Below are 16,179 nucleotides of genomic sequence, written 5' to 3'. Positions count from 1 at the left end.
TGGGGCTGAAGTAGGTCCCAAGGGTATGGCTGTTCGCCATTTAAAGTGGTACGCGAGCTGGGTTTAGAACGTCGTGAGACAGTTCGGTCCCTATCTGCCGTGGGCGCTGGAGAATTGAGGGGGGCTGCTCCTAGTACGAGAGGACCGGAGTGGACGCATCACTGGTGTTCGGGTTGTCATGCCAATGGCACTGCCCGGTAGCTAAATGCGGAAAAGATAAGTGCTGAAAGCATCTAAGCACGAAACTTGCCCCGAGATGAGTTCTCCCTGAGACTTTGAGTCTCCTGAAGGAACGTTAAAGACGATGACGTTGATAGGCCGGGTGTGTAAGCGCAGCGATGCGTTGAGCTAACCGGTACTAATGAACCGTGAGGCTTAACCTTACAACGCCGAAGCTGTTTTGGCGGATTGAGAGACGATTTTCAGCACTGATTCAGAGTTGAGTACGCAATAATTTGCGCAGCAGCAAGGCGGCAAGCGAAGGAAAGGAAGGAGCATACAGAAGTATGTGACTGACTTTACGAATGCAGCCAACGCCGCTGATGCGATAAAGAATTGCGTACAGAGCACAAAAGAATTTGCCTGGCGGCACTAGCGCGGTGGTCCCACCTGACCCCATGCCGAACTCAGAAGTGAAACGCCGTAGCGCCGATGGTAGTGTGGGGTCTCCCCATGCGAGAGTAGGGAACTGCCAGGCATCAAATAAAACGAAGGGCCCTGTCGCAAGACAGGGCCTTCTGTTTTATCTGTAGTCTGTCGGTGAGCGCTCTCCTGAGGAGGACAAATCCGCCGGGAGCGGATTTGAACGTTGCGCAGCAACGGCCCGGAGGGTGGCGGGCAGGACGCCCGCCATAAACTGCCAGGCATCAAACAGTGAAGAAGCCCATCCTGACGGATGGGCTTTTTTGCGTCTGTGGCCGGGTATGCACTGCCGGATGGCGGCTCCGCCTTATCCGGCCTGCGATTCCATTAGCCATATGCCAGATTCAACAATGGATACGGTTTCCCAAGATCGTCCATCTCCGAACGTCCCGTCACCTTAAATCCCATTTTCTTATAAAATCCAACAGCTTGTGTATTCTGCTCGTTAACATTGGTTGTCAACCCTGGCGCCAGGGTTAACGCATGTTCAACCAACCTCTTACCGATACCCTGACCACGCACGTCCGGATCGATAAACAGCGCATCCATATGTTCACCGGTAAGCAGCATAAATCCTACCGGCTCGTCCTGATCGGTCACGGCAACCCATAGTGGCGCTTCTGGCAGAAAATCGCTCACCAGTTCTTCCAGTTCGGCCCGATAAGCGTCTGACAGAAAATCGTGTGTGGCATCGACTGAGCGACGCCAGATCGCAATCAGTTTTTCCCCTTCCCCATGCCTTGAACGGCGAATGTTAATAATCATCTTCACTCCTTTTTTGCTTACTTCTATTCTAATGCAAATGCTGTCGTGAAACTTTCTCACCTTGAACTTGCAGACTCGACATTCGCCTGATTTCTGCGTATCTTCAGCTATCTGGATGTCTAAACGTTTAAACGTATGTCGTGAGGTTATCAGGTTATGCCGATTCGTGTGCTGGACGAGCTGCCCGCCGTCAATTTTTTACGTGAGGAAAATGTCTTCGTCATGACGACTTCTCGCGCATCAGGACAGGAAATTCGCCCGCTAAAGGTACTTATCCTTAACCTGATGCCGAAGAAGATTGAAACGGAAAATCAGTTTCTGCGCCTGCTGTCGAACTCGCCATTGCAGGTCGATATTCAACTGCTGCGGATAGATGCCCGCGAGTCGAGAAACACGCCAGCCGAGCATCTGAACAACTTTTACTGTAACTTCGAGGATATCTGCGATCAGAACTTTGATGGGCTTATCGTGACCGGAGCGCCGCTGGGTCTGGTGGAGTTTAATGACGTGGCTTATTGGCCGCAGATTAGGCAGGTGCTGGAATGGGCGAAAGATCACGTCACTTCGACGCTATTTGTCTGTTGGGCCGTTCAGGCCGCGCTCAATATTCTTTATGGTATCCCTAAGCAGACCCGTACAGATAAACTTTCCGGCGTCTATGAACATCACATCCTTCATCCTCATGCTCTGTTGACGCGTGGTTTTGATGATTCGTTTCTTGCGCCACACTCACGTTATGCCGATTTCCCGGCGGCGCTGATACGAGATTATACGGATCTTGACATTCTGGCCGAAACAGAAGAGGGGGATGCGTACCTGTTTGCCAGCAAAGATAAACGTATTGCGTTTGTCACCGGTCATCCTGAATATGACGCTCATACGTTAGCGAGTGAATATTTTCGTGACGTTGAGGCTGGGTTAAATCCGGATATTCCGTACAACTATTTCCCGAAAAACGATCCGCAAAACATACCGCGCGCAACCTGGCGCAGCCACGGTAATTTACTCTTTACTAACTGGCTCAACTATTATGTCTACCAGATTACGCCATATGATCTGCGTCACATGAATCCAACCCTGGATTAATCTTCTGCTCCTGACGATCCTAAAGCGTTTCAGCATAACGAATCAAGCACCTTTGGGTGCTTTTTTCATTTGTGAAATCACCTTCACCTTCTGATTAAACTTTATATCCTTTTTTATCAATAGGTTAAATTTAATTTTCATTAAAAATGGAAATTGTTTTTGATTTTGATTTTTAATTGAGTAGTCTTAGTTGTGTTGAACGAAAAGCGCACAATGATCCTTCGTTCGCATTGGGGATGTATCTGGATCAACGACGAGGAGCAGCATGATGAATCCACAGGCAACCACAACTGATGAATTAACCTTTACCAGGCCGCAAGGCGAGCTGGAAAAGCAAGTCCTGACCGCTGAGGCAGTCGAGTTTTTGACGGAATTAGTCACACGTTTTACGCCAAAACGCAATAAACTCCTGGCTGCACGTATCCAGCAACAGCAGGATATTGATAACGGTAAGTTGCCTGATTTTATTTCGGAAACCACTTCCATTAGAAAAAGTAATTGGCAGATTCGTGGTATTCCTGAGGATTTACAGGATCGCCGGGTGGAAATTACCGGGCCGGTTGAACGTAAAATGGTAATTAATGCCCTGAACGCAAATGTGAAAGTGTTTATGGCGGATTTTGAAGACTCGCTGGCGCCGGACTGGAATAAAGTTATTGATGGTCAAATCAACCTGCGTGATGCGGTGAACGGCACCATTAGCTATACCAACGAAGCCGGAAAAATCTATCAGCTCAAGCCCGATCCGGCCGTATTGATTTGTCGTGTACGCGGTCTGCATCTGCCAGAAAAGCATGTTACCTGGCGGGGTGAAGCAATTCCCGGGAGCCTGTTTGATTTTGCTCTGTATTTTTTCCACAACTACAAAGCGCTGCTCGCTAAAGGTAGCGGCCCGTATTTTTACCTGCCGAAAACGCAAGCCTGGCAGGAGGCTGCCTGGTGGAGCGAAGTCTTCAGCTACGCCGAAGACCGCTTCAACCTGCCGCGCGGTACGATCAAAGCGACCCTGTTGATTGAAACCCTGCCTGCTGTTTTCCAGATGGATGAGATTCTTCATGCGCTGCGTGATCATATCGTCGGCCTCAACTGTGGTCGCTGGGATTATATTTTCAGCTATATCAAGACGTTGAAAAATCACCCGGATCGCGTCCTGCCGGACAGGCAGGTGGTAACGATGGACAAACCGTTTCTGAGTGCCTACTCGCGCCTGCTGATCAAAACCTGTCACAAGCGCGGCGCGTTCGCGATGGGCGGTATGGCGGCGTTTATCCCGAGTAAAGATGTTGAACGCAACAATCAGGTCCTTGCCAAAGTGAAAGCGGATAAAGCGCTGGAAGCTAACAACGGCCACGACGGCACGTGGATTGCGCATCCCGGGTTGGCGGATACCGCAATGGCAGTCTTTAACGAGGTACTGGGCGAGCACAAAAATCAGTTGTTCATTACTCGTGATGAAGATGCGCCGATTACCGCTGAGCAGTTACTGGAGCCGTGTGAAGGCGAACGTACAGAAGCGGGAATGCGCGCCAATATTCGCGTGGCAGTGCAGTACATTGAAGCGTGGATCTCCGGCAATGGCTGTGTACCGATTTACGGTCTGATGGAGGATGCCGCGACGGCGGAAATCTCACGAACCTCTATCTGGCAGTGGATTCACCATGAGAAAACACTGAGCAATGGAAAACCCGTAACGAAAGCGCTTTTCCGCGAAATGTTGGCGGAAGAGATGCGGGTAATCCAGGACGAACTGGGCGAGCACCGCTACAGCAGCGGGCGTTTCGACGATGCCGCACGTCTGATGGAGCAAATCACCACCTCAGATGACTTAATCGACTTCCTCACCCTGCCGGGCTATCGCTTACTGGCTTAATTCACCACATAACAATATGGAGCATCTGCACATGAAAACCCGTACTCAACAAATCGAAGAATTACAGAAAGAGTGGACACAACCGCGCTGGGAAGGCATCACCCGCCCGTACAGTGCGGAGGAGGTGGTGAAATTACGCGGCTCAGTTAACCCTGAATGCACGCTGGCACAGCTCGGTGCCGCGAAAATGTGGCGGCTGTTGCACGGAGAAGCGAAAAAAGGCTATATCAACAGTCTTGGCGCGCTGACCGGCGGTCAGGCGTTGCAACAGGCGAAAGCCGGTATTGAGGCGGTCTATCTCTCCGGCTGGCAGGTCGCGGCGGATGCCAACCTTGCATCCAGCATGTACCCGGATCAATCGTTGTATCCGGCAAACTCTGTTCCGGCGGTGGTGGATCGGATCAACAACACTTTCCGTCGTGCGGATCAGATCCAGTGGGCATCCGGTATTGAACCCAACGATCCGCGCTATGTGGATTACTTCCTGCCGATCGTTGCTGATGCGGAAGCCGGTTTTGGCGGCGTTCTGAATGCCTTCGAACTGATGAAATCGATGATTGAAGCCGGTGCAGCGGCGGTACACTTCGAAGATCAGTTGGCGTCGGTGAAAAAGTGCGGGCATATGGGCGGCAAGGTGCTGGTCCCCACGCAGGAGGCGATTCAGAAACTGGTTGCTGCGCGTCTGGCCGCTGATGTGATGGGCGTCCCGACGCTGGTGATTGCGCGTACCGATGCGGATGCGGCAGATCTGATCACCTCCGACTGCGATCCCTATGACAGCGGTTTTATTACCGGTGAACGCACCAGCGAAGGTTTCTACCGCACCCATGCGGGCATTGAGCAGGCGATCAGCCGCGGTCTGGCGTATGCCCCGTATGCCGATCTGGTGTGGTGCGAGACCTCTACGCCGGATCTCGAACTGGCGCGTCGTTTTGCCGATGCTATCCACGCGAAGTATCCGGGAAAACTGCTGGCCTATAACTGTTCGCCGTCCTTCAACTGGCAGAAAAATCTGGACGACAAGACCATTGCCAGCTTCCAGCAGCAGTTGTCGGACATGGGTTACAAATACCAGTTTATTACCCTGGCGGGCATCCACAGCATGTGGTTCAACATGTTCGACCTGGCGCATGCATACGCTCAGGGCGAGGGTATGAAACACTATGTTGAGAAGGTTCAACAACCCGAGTTCGCCGCGGCGAAAGACGGCTACACCTTTGTTTCCCACCAGCAGGAAGTGGGTACAGGTTACTTCGACAAAGTCACCACCATTATCCAGGGCGGCGCGTCATCCGTTACCGCGTTAACAGGATCGACGGAAGAATCGCAGTTTTGATTGATGCCCGGTGGCGCAGCGCTTACCGGGCCTACAGATATCGTAGGCCGGATAAGCAAACGCGCCATCCGGCATGACGTGGTGCCGGATGGGGGAAAAAATGCTGCGTTGCCTGGAATTACTGATTGCTCAAACCATCCTGCAAGGCTTTGACGCGCAGTATGGTCGATTTCTGGAAGTGACTTCCGGCGCGCAGCAGCGTTTTGAACAGGCCGACTGGCAGGCCGTCCAACAGGCGATGAAAAGCCGTATCCATCTCTATGATCATCATGTGGGTCTGGTGGTGGAGCAACTGCGTTGTATTACCGATGGCAAAAGTACCGACGCGGATTTCCTTTTACGCGTTAAAGAGCATTACACCCGGCTGTTGCCGGATTACCCGCGCTTCGAGATTGCGGAGAGCTTTTTCAACTCCGTTTATTGCCGGTTATTTGACCACCGCTCGTTAACACCCGAGCGGTTGTTTATTTTCAGTTCACAACCGGAGCGCCGCTTCCGTACTATCCCGCGTCCGCTGGCCAAAGACTTCTTTCCCGATCACGGTTGGGAGTCGCTGTTGATGCGGATACTCAGTGATTTACCGCTGCGTCTGCCCTGGCAGAATAAAAGCCGGGATATCCGCTATATCATCGCGCACCTGACTGAAACATTGGGCGAGGACGCGCTACCTCGCTGCCATGTCCAGGTGGCGAACGAGTTGTTTTACCGTAATAAAGCGGCCTGGCTGGTAGGTAAATTAACCACACCTGACGGTACGCTGCCGTTTTTATTGCCGATTCATCGCACTGATGAGGGCGAACTGTTTGTCGATACCTGCCTGACCACTACGGCAGAAGCGAGCATTGTGTTTGGTTTTGCCCGCTCTTATTTTATGGTGTATGCGCCGCTGCCTGCCGCGCTGGTTGAATGGTTGCGTGAAATCCTGCCGGGCAAAACCACCGCCGAGCTGTATATGGCGATTGGCTGCCAGAAACATGCGAAAACCGAAAGCTACCGCGAATATTTGTGTTATCTGGCTGAAAGCGATGAGAAATTCATTGAGGCGCCTGGCATCCGCGGCATGGTGATGTTGGTGTTTACTCTGCCAGGTTTCGACCGGGTATTTAAAATCATTAAAGACAAATTCGCCCCGCAGAAAGAGATGTCTGCCGCCCATGTGCGTGCCTGTTATCAACTGGTAAAAGAGCATGATCGCGTCGGTCGTATGGCGGATACCCAGGAGTTTGAGAATTTCGTGCTGGATAAACGGCAAATCGATCCGGCGCTGATGGCGCTGTTACGGCAAGAAGCGCCAGAGAAGATTACCGATCTTGGGGAACAGATCGTCATTCGCCATCTCTATATTGAACGTCGCATGGTGCCGCTCAATATCTGGCTGGAACAGGTAGAAGGCCAGCAGTTGCGCGATGCGATAGAAGAATATGGTAATGCGATTCGCCAGCTTGCCGCCGCTAATATTTTCCCCGGCGATATGTTGTTTAAAAACTTTGGCGTTACCCGTCATGGTCGCGTGGTGTTCTACGACTACGATGAAATTTGCTACATGACGGAAGTGAATTTCCGCGATATTCCGCCAGCGCGTTATCCGGAAGACGAACTGGCCAGCGAACCCTGGTATAGCGTCTCGCCGGGTGACGTTTTCCCGGAGGAGTTTCGTCACTGGCTATGCGCCGATCCGCGTATCGGGCCATTGTTTGAAGAGATGCATGCCGACCTGTTTCGCGCCGATTACTGGCGCGCGCTACAGACGCGTATTAAAGAAGGGCATATAGAAGATGTGTATGCCTATCGTCGTCGCCAGCGCTTTGGCGTACGCTACGGCGCGATCTCGAGTACGGCAAACTCTTCGTAAACCAGTTCCATCTCCGGGGACCAATTACCCTCGCGCTCAAAAAAGGCCCGGTGTGCCGTTTGCCAGTACGCCAGGCTAAGATCGCCTTCGCCTTCCAGTGCGGCGAGATCGGCGCTCATCTCGTTAAAACGGATCAGCCTGAGCGTCAGCGTGCGTATGACGCACACGGCGTCGCCTGTGCCGTTGAGCACAATGTGATATGCCCCGGGCGTGACAGGGGGCTGCTCTTTCTGATAGCTAACCAGCGAGCTACAGGTGCCACGCTTTTTACCGGCGACCACCAGCGCCGCCAGCTCGTCGGCCAGCGTCGGCGAATCACCGAAAGACCAACAGAAGGCCTGTGGGTACTTCTCCTGCCAGTATAATTTCAGGCTGCTCATTTCAGCGAACTCCACCATACGCCAGCGTCACTTCTTTTGCCGCTTTAATCACCATGGCGCCAAGTTCGGTGACGCGATCGTCGGTAATGCGTGAGCAGGGGCCGGAAATAGAGAGGGCCGCAAACGGTTCGCGGTGCTCGTCATAAATACACGAGGCCACGCAGCGCAGACCGAGCGCATGTTCTTCATCGTCAAAGGAGTAGCCGCGCTTGCGTGTCTGGGCGAGGTCATCTTTCAGATGGATCGGCGACACCAGCGTCGCATGGGTATAAGCGTGCAACCCCTTGCGGTGCAGCAGACTTGTAACCTGCTCCTCACTGAGCTGCGATAAAAACGCCTTGCCCGCCCCGGACGCATGCATCGGCAGTTTACCGCCAATAGGAGCGGACATGCGCATCAATTGCGTGCACTGCACCTGGTCGATAATAATTGCCTGATGGTCGCTCTGGTCGAGTACGGCAAGGTTTACCGTTTCGCCGGAGTCCTCCATCAGTTTGCGCAAAATCGGATGGACAATCGCCAGCAGATTACGGCTCTGCAAAAAGCTGCTGCCGACGATAAACGCGTGTGCGCCTACGGCCCAGTGGCCCAGCTCACCGACCTGGCGGACAAACCCCTGCTGTTGCATGGTGGTGAGTAGACGGTGAGTGGTGGAATTAGGTAAACCCGCCTGCTGCGCCAGTTCGGTCAGCGCGACGCTACCGTTGGACTCCGCAATCCACTCCAGCAGCTTAAGACCGCGGGTTAAAGACTGAACCTGCCCGGTTACGGGTGCAGTGGTAGCGGTAGGTTTTCTCCCGCGTTTCGCGGGAACAGGGGCAACCATGGCAGACTCCTTTTTCTGTATCGTGGAAATCATTTTCGTTTTATTTAATTATAATGCAAGAGTTCCTGAACTGATCGGATGAGTGACCGACAACAAGCTGCCTGATGGCGCTTCGTTTATCAGGCCTACCAGGGATCGTAGGCCGAATAAGGTGCTTGCGCCGCCATCCGGCAAAACAGAACCAATAGCGTCAGCAAGCTGAACATGTCTCATGTTGCCCGTTGTTCTCTTTTCCGCCAGCATGCTTTGTGCCAGTATGACTCGTTACGTGGAGCGTTGTCGGGAGCGAGTGTGAGCAGCAAAGTTGAACAACTGCGTGCGCAGTTAAATGAACGTATTCTGGTGCTGGACGGCGGTATGGGCACCATGATCCAGAGTTATCGTCTACATGAAGAAGATTTCCGCGGGGAGCGCTTTGCCGACTGGTCCTGCGACCTGAAAGGCAACAACGATCTGCTGGTACTCAGCAAGCCGGAGGTGATCGCCGCTATCCACAACGCCTACTTTGAGGCTGGCGCGGATATCATCGAAACCAACACCTTTAACTCGACAACCATTGCGATGGCGGATTACCGGATGGAATCCCTGTCGGCGGAAATTAACTATGCGGCGGCCAAACTGGCGCGCGCCTGCGCCGATGAATGGTCCGCGCGAACACCAGAAAAACCGCGCTTTGTTGCGGGCGTGCTTGGTCCAACTAACCGCACGGCCTCCATTTCACCGGACGTCAACGACCCGGCGTTTCGTAATATCACCTTCGATCAACTGGTGGCGGCCTACCGTGAATCCACCAAAGCGCTGGTGGAAGGTGGCGCAGACCTGATTCTGATTGAGACCGTTTTTGACACCCTGAATGCGAAAGCGGCGGTCTTCGCGGTGAAAGAGGAGTTTGAGGCGTTGGGCATAGACTTGCCGATCATGATTTCCGGCACCATCACCGACGCTTCCGGGCGCACGCTTTCCGGCCAGACTACCGAAGCGTTCTATAACTCGCTGCGCCATGCCGAGGCGCTCACCTTTGGCCTTAACTGCGCTCTGGGGCCGGATGAACTGCGCCAGTACGTCCAGGAGCTGTCGCGCATTGCCGAATGCTACGTTACCGCGCACCCGAACGCTGGCCTGCCAAACGCCTTTGGCGAATATGATCTGGACGCCGATACGATGGCGAAGCACATTCGCGAATGGGCGCAGGCGGGCTTCCTGAATATCGTTGGCGGCTGCTGCGGTACCACGCCGGAACATATTGCGGCGATGAGCCGCGCAGTAGAACACTTGCCGCCGCGTAAGCTGCCGGAAATCCCGGTCGCCTGCCGTCTCTCTGGCCTGGAGCCGCTAAATATTGGCGATGACAGCCTGTTCGTCAACGTCGGCGAACGTACCAACGTCACCGGTTCGGCGAAATTTAAACGCCTGATCAAAGAAGAGAAATACAGTGAAGCGCTGGATGTTGCCCGTCAGCAGGTAGAAAGCGGCGCGCAGATTATTGATATCAACATGGATGAGGGGATGCTTGATGCCGAAGCGGCGATGGTACGTTTCCTCAGTCTGATTGCCGGTGAGCCGGACATTGCCCGTGTGCCAATCATGATCGACTCCTCCAAATGGGAGGTTATCGAAAAAGGGCTGAAGTGCATCCAGGGTAAAGGCATCGTTAATTCCATCTCGATGAAAGAGGGGGTGGAAACTTTTATCCATCACGCGAAGCTGCTGCGTCGCTACGGCGCGGCAGTGGTGGTCATGGCCTTTGACGAACAGGGACAGGCCGACACCCGCGAGCGTAAAATCGAAATTTGCCGCCGTGCCTACAATATTCTGACCAAAGAGGTCGGTTTCCCGCCGGAAGACATTATTTTCGATCCAAACATCTTCGCCGTAGCGACCGGTATCGACGAGCACAACAACTACGCGCAGGACTTTATCGGCGCTTGTGAAGATATTAAACGTGAACTGCCGCACGCGCTGATCTCCGGCGGTGTCTCTAACGTTTCGTTCTCATTCCGCGGCAACGATCCGGTGCGCGAGGCGATTCACGCTGTATTCCTCTACTACGCCATCCGTAATGGCATGGATATGGGCATCGTCAACGCCGGGCAACTGGCGATTTATGACGACCTGCCTGCCGAACTGCGCGATGCAGTTGAAGATGTCATTCTTAACCGTCGCGATGACGGCACCGAGCGTTTGCTGGATCTGGCGGAGAAATATCGCGGTAGTAAAACCGACGAGGCCGCCAATGCCCAGCAAGCGGAATGGCGCTCCTGGGATGTCAAAAAACGCCTCGAATATTCGCTGGTGAAAGGCATTACCGAGTTTATCGAGCAGGATACCGAAGAAGCCCGCCAGCAGGCCGCACGCCCGATTGAGGTGATAGAAGGGCCGCTGATGGACGGCATGAATGTGGTCGGCGACCTGTTTGGCGAAGGGAAAATGTTCCTGCCGCAGGTGGTGAAATCCGCCCGCGTGATGAAACAAGCGGTGGCTTACCTGGAGCCGTTTATCGAAGCCAGCAAAGAGAAAGGTTCCAGCAACGGCAAGATGGTGATTGCCACCGTGAAGGGCGATGTTCACGACATTGGTAAAAATATCGTCGGCGTGGTGCTGCAATGCAACAACTACGAAATTATCGATCTTGGCGTGATGGTGCCAGCGGATAAAATCCTTAAAACCGCCCGTGAAGTGAACGCGGACCTGATCGGCCTCTCCGGGCTGATTACCCCGTCGCTGGACGAGATGGTTAACGTGGCGAAAGAGATGGAGCGTCAGGGCTTCACGATTCCACTACTGATCGGCGGCGCGACCACTTCGAAAGCGCATACGGCGGTAAAAATCGAGCAGAACTACAGCGGTCCGACGGTTTACGTGCAGAATGCTTCGCGTACCGTGGGCGTGGTGGCGGCGCTACTCTCCGACACCCAGCGCGATGATTTTGTCGCCCGTACCCGCAAAGAGTATGAAACGGTGCGTATTCAGCACGCCCGCAAAAAACCGCGCACGCCGCCGGTCACGCTGGAAGCGGCGCGCGATAACGATCTGGCATTCGATTGGGAACGCTACACCCCGCCGGTAGCTCACCGTCTGGGCGTGCAGGAGGTGGAAGCAAGCATCGAAACCCTGCGCAACTACATTGACTGGACGCCGTTCTTTATGACCTGGTCGCTGGCAGGCAAATACCCGCGCATTCTGGAAGATGAGGTGGTGGGCGAGGAGGCCAAACGGCTGTTTAAAGACGCCAATGACATGCTGGATAAACTGAGCGCGGAGAAACTGTTGAATCCGCGTGGCGTGGTTGGGCTGTTTCCGGCGAACCGCGTCGTCGATGACATCGAAATTTATCGCGACGAAACCCGTACTCATGTGCTGACGGTCAGCCACCACCTGCGCCAGCAGACCGAGAAAGTGGGTTTTGCCAACTACTGTCTGGCGGATTTTGTCGCGCCGAAACTGAGTGGAAAAGCAGACTACATCGGCGCGTTTGCAGTCACTGGCGGTCTTGAAGAAGACGCCCTGGCTGATGCTTACGAGGCGCAACACGACGACTATAACAAGATCATGGTGAAAGCGATTGCCGACCGTCTGGCGGAAGCGTTTGCCGAGTATCTACATGAGCGCGTGCGTAAGGTTTACTGGGGTTATGCACCAGGAGAGAGCCTCAGTAATGAAGAGCTGATCCGCGAAAACTACCAGGGGATTCGCCCGGCGCCGGGTTATCCTGCCTGCCCGGAACATACCGAAAAAGGCACTATCTGGCAGCTACTGGATGTCGAAAAACACACCGGGATGAAGCTCACTGAATCTTTCGCCATGTGGCCTGGCGCGTCGGTCTCCGGCTGGTACTTCAGCCATCCTGAGAGCAAATACTTCGCAGTGGCGCAGATCCAACGCGATCAGGTGACAGATTATGCTTTCCGTAAAGGAATGAGCGTTGAGGACGTTGAGCGGTGGCTAGCGCCGAACCTGGGCTACGATGCGGACTGATTCATAAAATCGTCACTTTTCCTTACAACTCACAGGACGTTCGTTGAGCGTCCTGTCTCTTTCTTACAATTAAACCCTTATACTGAAGGAAGGCTCTACGCTGAATTTGCCGGATGGCGGCGTAAACGCCTTATCCAGCTTATGGTATTGCGCATAGTAAGCCTGGTGACGGGCAATGCAAGTAGGCCTTAACGCTGTGCGCCATCAGGCAATTTATCGCAAGTGAGCTTCAGGAAAACGTATAACGATAAGGAGAACCTGACGCCGTGTTAACTTTGCTCCATCTACTTTCTGCCGTTGCGCTGTTGGTGTGGGGAACACATATCGTTCGTACTGGCGTAATGCGTGTGTTTGGCGCGCGTCTGCGCACTGTTCTCAGCCGCAGTGTGGAAAAGAAACCGCTCGCCTTTTGTGCGGGTATCGGTGTTACCGCGCTGGTACAAAGCAGTAACGCCACCACCTTATTGGTAACGTCGTTTGTCGCCCAGGATCTTGTCGCCCTGACGCCAGCGCTGGTGATTGTGTTGGGCGCCGATGTGGGTACTGCGCTAATGGCGCGTATTCTCACCTTTGATTTGTCGTGGCTATCGCCGCTACTAATTTTTATTGGCGTGATCTTCTTTTTGGGACGTAAGCAGTCCCGCGCCGGACAGCTTGGTCGCGTCGGTATCGGGCTTGGCCTGATTCTACTGGCGCTGGAGCTGATTGTGCAGGCGGTGACGCCGATCACTCAAGCTAATGGCGTGCAGGTAATTTTCGCGTCGCTGACGGGCGACATTATGCTGGATGCGTTGATTGGCGCGATGTTCGCCATTATCAGTTATTCCAGCCTGGCGGCGGTGTTGCTGACAGCAACCCTGACGGCGGCGGGGATTATATCGTTCCCGGTCGCGTTGTGTCTGGTTATCGGTGCCAACCTGGGATCGGGGCTGCTGGCGATGCTTAATAACAGCGCCGCCAATGCTGCCGCGCGTCGCGTGGCGCTCGGCAGCCTATTGTTCAAATTGATCGGCAGCCTGGTCATCCTACCGTTTGTCCATCCGCTGGCGAATCTGATGGATGAGCTACCGCTACCGAAATCAGAGTTGGTGATCTATTTCCACGTTTTCTATAACCTGGTGCGCTGCCTGGCGATGGTGCCATTTGCCGAGCTGATGGCGCGTTTTTGTAAACGGATTATTCGTGATGAGCCTGAACTGGATACCCATCTGAAGCCGAAACATCTGGATGTCAGCGCGCTGGATACGCCAACGTTGGCGCTGGCTAATGCTGCCCGTGAGGTGTTGCGCATTGGCGATGCGATGGAACAGATGATGGAAGGGCTAAAAAAGGTCATGCACGGCGAGCCGCGTGAAGAGAAAGCGCTGCGCAAGCTGGCGGATGACGTTAACGTGCTCTACACCGCGATTAAGCTTTATCTGGCGCGAATGCCGAAAGACGAGCTGGCGGCGGAGGAGTCCCGCCGGTGGGCGGAGATTATCGAGATGGCCCTGAACCTCGAACAGGCGTCGGATATTATCGAGCGAATGGGCAGTGAGATTGCCGACAAGTCGCTGGCGGCGCGTCGGGCATTTTCAGAAGAAGGATTGAAAGAACTGGATGCGCTTTACGATCAACTGCTCAGTAATCTGCAACTGGCGATGTCGGTCTTTTTCTCCGGCGATGTCACCAGCGCCCGTCGGTTGCGCCGCAGTAAACATCGCTTCCGTATACTTAATCGCCGATACTCACATGCGCATGTCGACCGCCTGCACCAGCAGAACGTGCAAAGCATTGAAACCAGCTCGCTCCATTTAGGGCTTCTGGGCGATATGAAGCGTCTTAACTCACTGTTCTGTTCGGTCGCCTATAGCGTACTGGAACAGCCGGATCAGGACGAGGAACGGGGCGATTATTAAGTGAAATGCCGGATGGCGGCGTAAACGTCTTCTGGTCTACGGAGAACATGCGTGTAGGCCCGCCATCCGGCATTCAATGTGGCCAGGGATTAAAAGCGATGACCCGCTTCCAGCGCCACCGCCTCTTCGCCCGCTTTAAACACCCAGGTGGTATTCGGGCCGCCGAGAACCGCCTGGCCGTTGTTCACCTGAATCCAGTTACCTTCCGGCAAACCAATCACTGTCAGTTCCGGCGCGACCACCAGCAGTTCACGAATACGCTGCTCGCGGGTCTCGCCCTTATGGCCTTCCGGCAAGGCGTTAGTGAAGTGAGGATTAATTTGCAGCGGGAACAGATCCAGCGCGTCGAAACCGTTTGGATCGACGATCGGCATATCGTTAGTCGTGCGGATAGTCGGGCAGGCAAGATTGGCGCCCGCGCTCCAGCCGATATACAGCGCACCGCGTTTTACCCTGTCCGCCACCGGCGCCAGCAGCCCGCGTTCACGCGATTCTTTCAGTAGCTGGAAGGTATTTCCGCCGCCGACAATAATGATTTCCGCTTTCTCAATCGCCGCAAGCGGATCGGCGACACGATGAATCCCTGTGACGTTTATGCCTAATGGCGCAAGCACCTCTGCGGTTTTATCCGTGTACTCATCCCATGTTTGCGTGACCCCGGCAAACGGAATAAACACGGCTGAGCGTCGACCGTTCAACTGATTCGCTATCAGCGGCAGAGCGTGTTCCAGCCAGGCTTTACCCGGCAGCGTCGAGTTACTTAATAAAAGCAGTTCCATTACTTCTCCACATCATCAGGAAATGTCAAAACGCAATAATGCTACCATTATCCATTTATTGCCTTACTGACATGGCTCATGATGTTGCGCGTGTTACGGGCAAAGCATGCGAAGCGCAGGGACGCTAAAAGTGAAACCAGGCCAGATCTGTCATCTGGTATAGCCTGAAAAATTACAGGTATAATCCGCAAAATTATTTAACGAGTTTAGAGACGAAAATGGCAAAACTGACCTTACAAGAGCAACTGTTACAAGCGGGATTAGTGACCAGTAAAAAAATGGCCAAAGTCCAACGCACGGCTAAAAAATCACGCGTTCAGGCTCGTGAGGCCAGAGAGGCGGTGGAAGAAAATAAAAAGGCGCAACTTGAGCGTGATAAACAACTCAGTGATCAGCAAAAACAAGCGGTTTTAGCGAAAGAGTTTAAAGCTCAGGTTAAGCAACTCATTGAAATGAATAGAATCAATGTATCTAAAGGCGATATTGGTTTTAACTTCACAGATAATAACGTCATCAAAAAAATAGACGTGGATAAGCTCACCCAGACGCAACTGATTAATGGTCGTCTCGCGATTGCGCGTCTGGTTATCGAGAATAGCGGGGAATGTGAATATGCGATTATTCCCGCGAGCGTCGCCGATAAAATTGCACAACGAGATGCGGACAGTATTGTCGTAAACAGTGCGCTGAGTCAGGAAGAGCAGGACGAAGATGATCCGTATGCCGATTTTAAAGTTCCCGACGATTTGATGTGGTAAGTCACATTACCA

At 53.5% G+C, this 16,179-nt stretch carries 12 protein-coding genes, 2 rRNA genes and 1 pseudogene; 10 read left to right on the top strand and 5 right to left on the bottom strand.

The features are described 5' to 3' along the window. Positions 1–383 (top strand): 23S ribosomal RNA (locus AC3G3F_RS03390); the annotation flags it as partial. A 198-nt stretch (positions 384–581) separates the two neighbouring features. After that, a 5S ribosomal RNA gene (gene rrf, locus AC3G3F_RS03385) occupies positions 582–697 on the top strand. 272 nt (positions 698–969) lie between these two features. On the opposite strand, the gene AC3G3F_RS03380 is transcribed toward rrf, so the two are convergent. Then, entirely contained in the window at positions 970–1,407 is a 438-nt protein-coding gene (locus tag AC3G3F_RS03380; protein ID WP_053529847.1) for an acetyltransferase, read from the bottom strand. A gap of 156 nt (positions 1,408–1,563) precedes the next feature. Here AC3G3F_RS03380 and metA point away from each other — a divergent pair, with 156 nt between their 5' ends. The 4 genes from metA (at position 1,564) to aceK (ending at position 7,551) form a co-directional block, all read left to right on the top strand. Beyond that, a complete protein-coding gene (metA, locus tag AC3G3F_RS03375; RefSeq protein ID WP_023246259.1) occupies positions 1,564–2,493 on the top strand; it encodes a homoserine O-acetyltransferase MetA in 930 nt (309 codons plus the stop codon). 268 nt (positions 2,494–2,761) lie between these two features. Further along, positions 2,762–4,363 (top strand): malate synthase A, encoded by a 1,602-nt coding sequence (gene aceB / locus AC3G3F_RS03370; protein ID WP_053529846.1) that lies wholly within the window; start codon positions 2,762–2,764, stop codon positions 4,361–4,363. A gap of 31 nt (positions 4,364–4,394) precedes the next feature. Next, positions 4,395–5,699: an isocitrate lyase gene (gene aceA / locus AC3G3F_RS03365; protein WP_000857887.1), complete on the top strand. Its 1,305-nt coding sequence runs from the start codon at positions 4,395–4,397 to the stop codon at positions 5,697–5,699. 100 nt (positions 5,700–5,799) lie between these two features. Continuing rightward, positions 5,800–7,551, top strand: a complete 1,752-nt coding sequence (gene aceK / locus AC3G3F_RS03360; RefSeq protein WP_088734573.1) for a bifunctional isocitrate dehydrogenase kinase/phosphatase — start codon at positions 5,800–5,802, stop codon at positions 7,549–7,551. Here aceK and AC3G3F_RS03355 read toward each other — a convergent pair. The 3 genes from AC3G3F_RS03355 to AC3G3F_RS03345 are packed head-to-tail and all read right to left on the bottom strand — an operon-like array spanning position 7,515 to position 9,000. Continuing rightward, entirely contained in the window at positions 7,515–7,922 is a 408-nt protein-coding gene (locus tag AC3G3F_RS03355; RefSeq protein ID WP_077918391.1) for an ASCH domain-containing protein, read from the bottom strand. The genes aceK and AC3G3F_RS03355 overlap by 37 nt on opposite strands. 10 nt (positions 7,923–7,932) lie before the next feature. Then, a complete protein-coding gene (gene iclR, locus AC3G3F_RS03350; protein ID WP_053508341.1) occupies positions 7,933–8,757 on the bottom strand; it encodes a glyoxylate bypass operon transcriptional repressor IclR in 825 nt (274 codons plus the stop codon). Between the two features lie 48 nt (positions 8,758–8,805). Beyond that, positions 8,806–9,000 carry a hypothetical protein gene (locus AC3G3F_RS03345; RefSeq protein ID WP_071790738.1) on the bottom strand — a complete coding sequence of 65 codons (195 nt, stop codon included), beginning with the start codon at positions 8,998–9,000 and terminating at the stop codon, positions 8,806–8,808. Positions 9,001–9,048: 48 nt separating this feature from the next. Here AC3G3F_RS03345 and metH point away from each other — a divergent pair, with 48 nt between their 5' ends. Continuing rightward, a complete protein-coding gene (gene metH / locus AC3G3F_RS03340) occupies positions 9,049–12,732 on the top strand; it encodes a methionine synthase (RefSeq protein WP_070804321.1) in 3,684 nt (1,227 codons plus the stop codon). A 266-nt stretch (positions 12,733–12,998) separates the two neighbouring features. Further along, the gene (locus AC3G3F_RS03335) at positions 12,999–14,630 is read left to right on the top strand and encodes a Na/Pi cotransporter family protein (protein ID WP_000956808.1); all 1,632 of its coding nucleotides are present in this window, start codon (positions 12,999–13,001) and stop codon (positions 14,628–14,630) included. Between the two features lie 89 nt (positions 14,631–14,719). Here AC3G3F_RS03335 and pepE read toward each other — a convergent pair whose 3' ends face one another. After that, the gene (gene pepE, locus AC3G3F_RS03330) at positions 14,720–15,409 is read right to left on the bottom strand and encodes a dipeptidase PepE (protein ID WP_488394432.1); all 690 of its coding nucleotides are present in this window, start codon (positions 15,407–15,409) and stop codon (positions 14,720–14,722) included. Positions 15,410–15,480: 71 nt separating this feature from the next. Between pepE and AC3G3F_RS03325 the strand changes: the two are divergent. Together AC3G3F_RS03325 and AC3G3F_RS03320 are read left to right on the top strand one after the other, a co-directional pair. Beyond that, positions 15,481–15,572, top strand: a pseudogene (locus AC3G3F_RS03325) (hypothetical protein). Positions 15,573–15,627: 55 nt separating this feature from the next. Then, positions 15,628–16,167 (top strand): DUF2058 domain-containing protein, encoded by a 540-nt coding sequence (locus AC3G3F_RS03320; protein ID WP_023246266.1) that lies wholly within the window; start codon positions 15,628–15,630, stop codon positions 16,165–16,167. Positions 16,168–16,179 lie beyond the last annotated feature (12 nt).

Source organism: Salmonella sp. FC25216 (assembly GCF_057751355.1).
The sequence above is the reverse complement of the archived record's forward strand: the minus strand, read 5'-3'. Positions and strand labels throughout refer to the sequence as shown.

Coding starts and splice junctions, on each gene's coding strand:
- AC3G3F_RS03380 (WP_053529847.1), bottom strand. CDS start 1,407: ATGATTATTAACATTCGCCGTTCAAGGCATGGGGAAGGGGAAAAACTG.
- metA (WP_023246259.1), top strand. CDS start 1,564: ATGCCGATTCGTGTGCTGGACGAGCTGCCCGCCGTCAATTTTTTACGT.
- aceB (WP_053529846.1), top strand. CDS start 2,762: ATGAATCCACAGGCAACCACAACTGATGAATTAACCTTTACCAGGCCG.
- aceA (WP_000857887.1), top strand. CDS start 4,395: ATGAAAACCCGTACTCAACAAATCGAAGAATTACAGAAAGAGTGGACA.
- aceK (WP_088734573.1), top strand. CDS start 5,800: ATGCTGCGTTGCCTGGAATTACTGATTGCTCAAACCATCCTGCAAGGC.
- iclR (WP_053508341.1), bottom strand. CDS start 8,757: ATGGTTGCCCCTGTTCCCGCGAAACGCGGGAGAAAACCTACCGCTACC.
- AC3G3F_RS03345 (WP_071790738.1), bottom strand. CDS start 9,000: ATGCTGGCGGAAAAGAGAACAACGGGCAACATGAGACATGTTCAGCTT.
- pepE (WP_488394432.1), bottom strand. CDS start 15,409: ATGGAACTGCTTTTATTAAGTAACTCGACGCTGCCGGGTAAAGCCTGG.
- AC3G3F_RS03320 (WP_023246266.1), top strand. CDS start 15,628: ATGGCAAAACTGACCTTACAAGAGCAACTGTTACAAGCGGGATTAGTG.